We start from the raw sequence: 4,750 nt of genomic DNA on the forward strand, positions 1-4,750 counted from the left end.
ACCGGGCGGACGGCTCTTCGGACGACGATTCGGTCAGCGATGTGCTCAACCGACCGTAGGACTGCGGCGTTCGAGGAGGACCACGTCGCGCCACCGGCCGTCGCGCCGGCCGACGCGCTCCCGCGTCCCGACGACCCGGAACCCGGCCCTGGCGTGCAGCGCGAGACTGGCCGTGTTCTCCGGGAAGATCCCCGACTGGATCGTCCAGATCCCGGCCCGCTCGGTGGAGGCGATCAGCGCCTCCAGCAACGCGGCGCCCACGCCCCGCCCCCGCGCCTCCGGGTGGACGTAGACGGAGTGTTCGACCACACCCGCGTACGCGCACCGGTCCGACACCCGGGCCACGGCGGCCCAGCCGAGCACCCGGCCAGCCCCGTCCCCGTCTCCGTGTCCGTCGAGGGCGACGAGGCGGTGCTCGGCCAGGCGCGCGGCGTCGAACGCCTCCCAGCTCGGCGCGGCGGTCTCGAAGGTGGCGTCGCCGCCGTCGATCCCGAACCGGTAGATCGCCAGGACCTGTTCGGCGTGCGCCGCCGTCATCGCGACGACGGCCACTCCCCCGTTCACGCCCCCGCCCCCACGCCCAGTTCGGCGAGCAGACCGCGGACGCGCCGCTCGATCTCGTCGCGGATCGGGCGCACGGCGTCGACGCCCTGGCCGGCCGGGTCCGCCAACTGCCAGTCCAGGTAGCGCTTTCCGGGGAAGTACGGGCAGGCGTCGCCGCAGCCCATGGTGATCACCACGTCCGAGGCCCGGACCGCCTCGACGGTGAGGACCTTGGGCGTCTCGGCGGAGAGGTCGATCCCCACCTCGGCCATCGCCCGGACCACGGCCGGGTTGACGGTGTCGGCGGGCGCGGACCCGGCCGACCGGACCTCGACCCGGTCGCCGCCGAGGTGGCTGAGGAAGGCGGCGGCCATCTGGGAACGGCCGGCGTTGTGCACGCAGACGAACAGCACGGACGGCTTGGAGGGCTTGGACGGCCCGGACGGCAACCCGGCTGCAGGCACGGGCGGCTGAGGCTCAGACACGGGCGGACCCTTCGACGGCGGTGGCGGGCTGGGGGAAGTAGCGGCGGGCGGCGAGGGCCACGTGGACGAGGCCGATGAGCACCGGCACCTCGATCAGCGGCCCGACGACTCCGGCGAGGGCCTGGCCGCTGGTGGCGCCGAAGGTGGCGATGGCGACAGCGATGGCCAGTTCGAAGTTGTTGCCCGCGGCGGTGAACGCCAGGGTGGTGGCGCGCGGGTGGTCCAGGCCCACCGCGCGGCCCAGCGCCAGGGAACCGGCCCACATGACGGCGAAGTACACCAGCAGCGGCAGCGCGATCCGGGCGACGTCGAGGGGCTGCGAGGTGATCGCACGGCCCTGGAGCGCGAACAGGACGACGATCGTGAACAGCAGCCCGTACAGCGCGAACGGGCCGATCCGCGGCAGCAGCCCGGTCTCGTACCAGGTGCGGCCGCGGGCCTTCTCGCCCAGGCGGCGGGTGAGGTAGCCGGCGGCGAGCGGGATGCCGAGGAAGACCAGCACGCTGCGGGCGATCTCCCAGGCCGACACGTCGAGCGCCGCCTGTTCCAGGCCGAGCCACCCGGGCAGCACGGACAGGTAGAACCACCCCAGCGCGCCGAACGCGACCACCTGGAAGACGGAGTTCAGGGCGACGAGCACGGCGGCGGCCTCCCGGTCGCCGCAGGCCAGGTCGTTCCAGATGATCACCATGGCGATGCAGCGGGCGAGGCCGACGATGATCAGCCCGGTGCGGTACTCCGGCAGGTCGGGCAGCAGCAGCCAGGCGAGGGCGAACATCACGGCGGGCCCGACCAGCCAGTTGAGCACCAGGGAGGGGATCAGCAGGCGGCGGTTCCGGGTGACGGTGTCGAGCCGGTCGTAGCGGACCTTGGCGAGCACCGGGTACATCATCACCAGCAGGCCGAGCGCGATCGGCAGCGAGACGCCGGTGACGGTCACCTTCGCGAGCGCGTCGCCCAGGCCCGGGACGAGCCGGCCGAGGCCGATGCCGAGGGCCATCGCGGCGAGGATCCAGAGCGCGAGGTAGCGGTCGACGAACGACAGCCGGCCGGCGACGGGGGCGGGGGCGGGCGCCCCGGTTGCGGCGCTCACTCGGCGGCTCCGAGCGGCACCGAGCCGGGTTCGAGCGGTGCCGGGCGGGTGAGGACGCCCGCGAGGCGGTCGGTGGTCTCGGGGACCAGCCGGTAGTACACCCAGGTGCCCCGGCGCTCGGAGTCGATCAGCCCGGCCTGCCGCAGCAGCTTCAGGTGGTGGGAGATCGTCGGCTGGGACAGGTCGAAGGCCGGGGTCAGGTCGCAGACGCACACCTCGCCGCCGGCGCCGGAGGCGATCATCGACAGCAGCCGCAGCCGCACCGGATCGCCCAGGGCCTTGAACAACGGCGCCAGTTCGGCGGCCTGCCCTTCGTCCAGCGGAGCGCTCAGCAGCCCGGGGCAGCAGCCGTCCGCGCCGTCGTCCTGGCCCAGCACTCGGAGTTCCTGTTTCGACATGCTTCTATATTGACGAACGCCGATCCAGTCCGCAAGCTTGCATCGACGGATATCGATCCAGGCTCGATCCAGCCTGTTGGAGGCCACCATGTCCCGTGTCCAGCTCGCCCTGCGCGTCGCCGACCTCGAAGGCTCCATCGCCTTCTACACCAAGCTCTTCGGCACCGAGCCCGCCAAGCGCCGCCCCGGCTACGCGAACTTCGCCATCACCGAGCCCCCGCTGAAGCTCGTCCTCATCGAGGGCGAGCCGGGCGAGGACACCCGCCTGGACCACCTCGGCGTCGAGGTCGCCTCCACCGAGCAGGTCACCGCCGCCACCACCCGCCTCCGGGACGCCGGCCTCGCCGCCTTCGAGGAGAACGACACCTCCTGCTGCTACGCCGTCCAGGACAAGGTCTGGGTGACCGCCCCCGGCAAGGAGCCCTGGGAGGTCTACGTGGTCAAGGCCGACGCCGACACCCTCGGCAAGAGCGCCGCCGGCGCCCCCGAGGCCTGCTGCACGGGCACCGCCACCGGCGAGCCGTCCGCCTGAGCCGGCGTGCGCGGGAAGTCGGCCCGGCCGACTTCCCGCGCACCGGGCCTGATTGGATGACGACCATGAACAGCGGCGGTCACCAGGAATCAGGCCTCTCGAAAAGCGTCTGGAGCGACGCCGACTTCGAGGAAATGGGCTGGCACGACGCCACCGTCCACGGCCTGTACGTGCAGCAGACCGACGACTTCCTGCCGCGCCTCCTCCTCGACCTCGACTACATCGTCCAGTGGGTCCACCCCGTCCGGCCCGCGCGGAACTTCTCCTTCTGGGTCGCCCCCGCGACCCTCGCCTTCGAAGAGGTCTGGGACCTCCAGGGCGACTTCGGCTTCGAGGGCATGGCCCCGGAGCTGGAGATCGCCGACCTGCACCGGCTGGCACCGGACGACGACAAGCAGGACTCGCCGCACTGGCACATCGAGGGCCACTCCTTCGACCTGAAGTTCCGCGCCTCCGGCTTCCGCCAGTACATCCGCGAGACCCCGCGGCTCACCTCGACCCCGGTCCTGTCCGGCGCCGAGCGCGGCGGCTGCCGCTTCACCGAGGCCGGCTTCGCCTGAGCGGTTCCGAGGGCCCGCGAGCCCGCTCAGGCGAATGCCCCGTCCACGGGCCGGCACTCCCCCGCCCCCCGGGCGAACGACGCGCGCCCGAAGGCGGGTCCTAGGCTGGGCCGCATGAGAAAGACGCAGGTGGGCGGGGTGATCGGCCGGTGGATCCGGTCGCTGAACCGGGGGCAGGAGCTCTCGCACGAGGCGGCGCTGCGGCAGTCGGCAGTACGGATGCGCGGGCGGCTGCTCCTCCACCCGGCGGAGGGGCCGTGGCAGGAGCTCGCCTACTGGGACCCGCTGCCGACCGCCCGGGAGATGGCCGACTCGGTGGGCCGCGGCCGCTGGGAGCAGCGCGGCAGGCTGAACGTGCCCGGCCCGTTCTACGCCGGCGAGACCGACAGCGGGCTGAACGGCCCGTACTACCTCCCCGAGCACGTGCTCTCCGACGACAGGCACTGCGAGTTCGTCCACCGCCAGCCCGCCAACCCGCGTGAAGTGGCCGCCCTGGTCGAGATCGCCCACGACGAGCCCCTGGGCGGCTACGCCTGGGACGGCGACCTGCACTGGACCCCGCAGGCGGTGCGCGACTGGTGGGCCCGCCGGGACGAGGTCCGCGCCTGGATCACGGACGAGCTGAGACTGGGCGACGACAGCCGCAACGAACCGGACGCCCTGCGCCAGTACGCCGCCCACCTCGACGACGGGCTGGAGGCCTACCTGCGCGGCTACCTGTTCTGGCTCACCGAGCACCGCGAACCCCGCGCCGGCGAGGCACTGCCGGAACTCTGACCCGCGGCGGCGGGCACGAGGAGCGGAAAGCCGGCCGGACCCGCCACCCCAGGGCCCCTGCCGGTCGGCAGGGGGCGGACCGCCGTCCCGGACGAGCCGTGCCGCGAGGAGCGCGGGCGGGATGTCACTGATGGACCGTCATGTCCGTTTAGGGTGGCGCCCATGACCGACCCGCGTCCCACCTCGGCCTTCCACGCCGCCAACGCCGACCCGGCGGACACCGACCGGCTGGTCGCCGCGCTGGACGCCCAGGCCGCCAACCCCGGGGTACGGCGCCTGCGCACGTGGGCGCACGAGCGGCTCGCCGTACGCCCCGGCGAGCGCGCGCTGGACGTCGGCGCCGGCACCGGCTCGGAGACCCG

At 73.3% G+C, this 4,750-nt stretch carries 7 protein-coding genes and 1 pseudogene; 4 read left to right on the plus strand and 4 right to left on the minus strand.

The features are described 5' to 3' along the window. Positions 1-45: 45 nt before the first annotated feature. From AE652_RS10640 to AE652_RS10655, 4 genes are all read right to left on the minus strand, one after another. On the minus strand, positions 46-537 hold the full coding sequence (locus tag AE652_RS10640) for a GNAT family N-acetyltransferase (RefSeq protein WP_049651016.1): 492 nt from the start codon (positions 535-537) through the stop codon (positions 46-48). A gap of 23 nt (positions 538-560) precedes the next feature. Continuing rightward, positions 561-1,007 (minus strand): arsenate reductase ArsC, encoded by a 447-nt coding sequence (locus AE652_RS10645; protein ID WP_304414263.1) that lies wholly within the window; start codon positions 1,005-1,007, stop codon positions 561-563. Between the two features lie 13 nt (positions 1,008-1,020). Further along, positions 1,021-2,028, minus strand: coding sequence for an ACR3 family arsenite efflux transporter (arsB, locus tag AE652_RS10650; RefSeq protein ID WP_234348336.1), 1,008 nt, complete (start codon positions 2,026-2,028; stop codon positions 1,021-1,023). A gap of 89 nt (positions 2,029-2,117) precedes the next feature. Beyond that, entirely contained in the window at positions 2,118-2,519 is a 402-nt protein-coding gene (locus tag AE652_RS10655) for a helix-turn-helix transcriptional regulator (RefSeq protein WP_049651012.1), read from the minus strand. A gap of 88 nt (positions 2,520-2,607) precedes the next feature. Here AE652_RS10655 and AE652_RS10660 point away from each other — a divergent pair, with 88 nt between their 5' ends. The 4 genes and pseudogenes from AE652_RS10660 to AE652_RS44995 form a co-directional block, all read left to right on the plus strand. Beyond that, positions 2,608-3,051, plus strand: a complete 444-nt coding sequence (locus tag AE652_RS10660) for an ArsI/CadI family heavy metal resistance metalloenzyme (protein ID WP_049651017.1) — start codon at positions 2,608-2,610, stop codon at positions 3,049-3,051. Between the two features lie 65 nt (positions 3,052-3,116). Further along, the gene (locus tag AE652_RS10665) at positions 3,117-3,611 is read left to right on the plus strand and encodes a hypothetical protein (protein ID WP_049651013.1); all 495 of its coding nucleotides are present in this window, start codon (positions 3,117-3,119) and stop codon (positions 3,609-3,611) included. A gap of 114 nt (positions 3,612-3,725) precedes the next feature. Then, on the plus strand, positions 3,726-4,388 hold the full coding sequence (locus AE652_RS48070; protein WP_234348334.1) for a ferredoxin: 663 nt from the start codon (positions 3,726-3,728) through the stop codon (positions 4,386-4,388). A 162-nt stretch (positions 4,389-4,550) separates the two neighbouring features. After that, positions 4,551-4,750: pseudogene (locus AE652_RS44995) on the plus strand (SAM-dependent methyltransferase); the annotation flags it as partial.

This window comes from Kitasatospora sp. MY 5-36, from assembly GCF_001182915.1.
In the GTDB taxonomy this organism is placed as follows: Bacteria; Actinomycetota; Actinomycetes; order Streptomycetales; family Streptomycetaceae; genus Kitasatospora.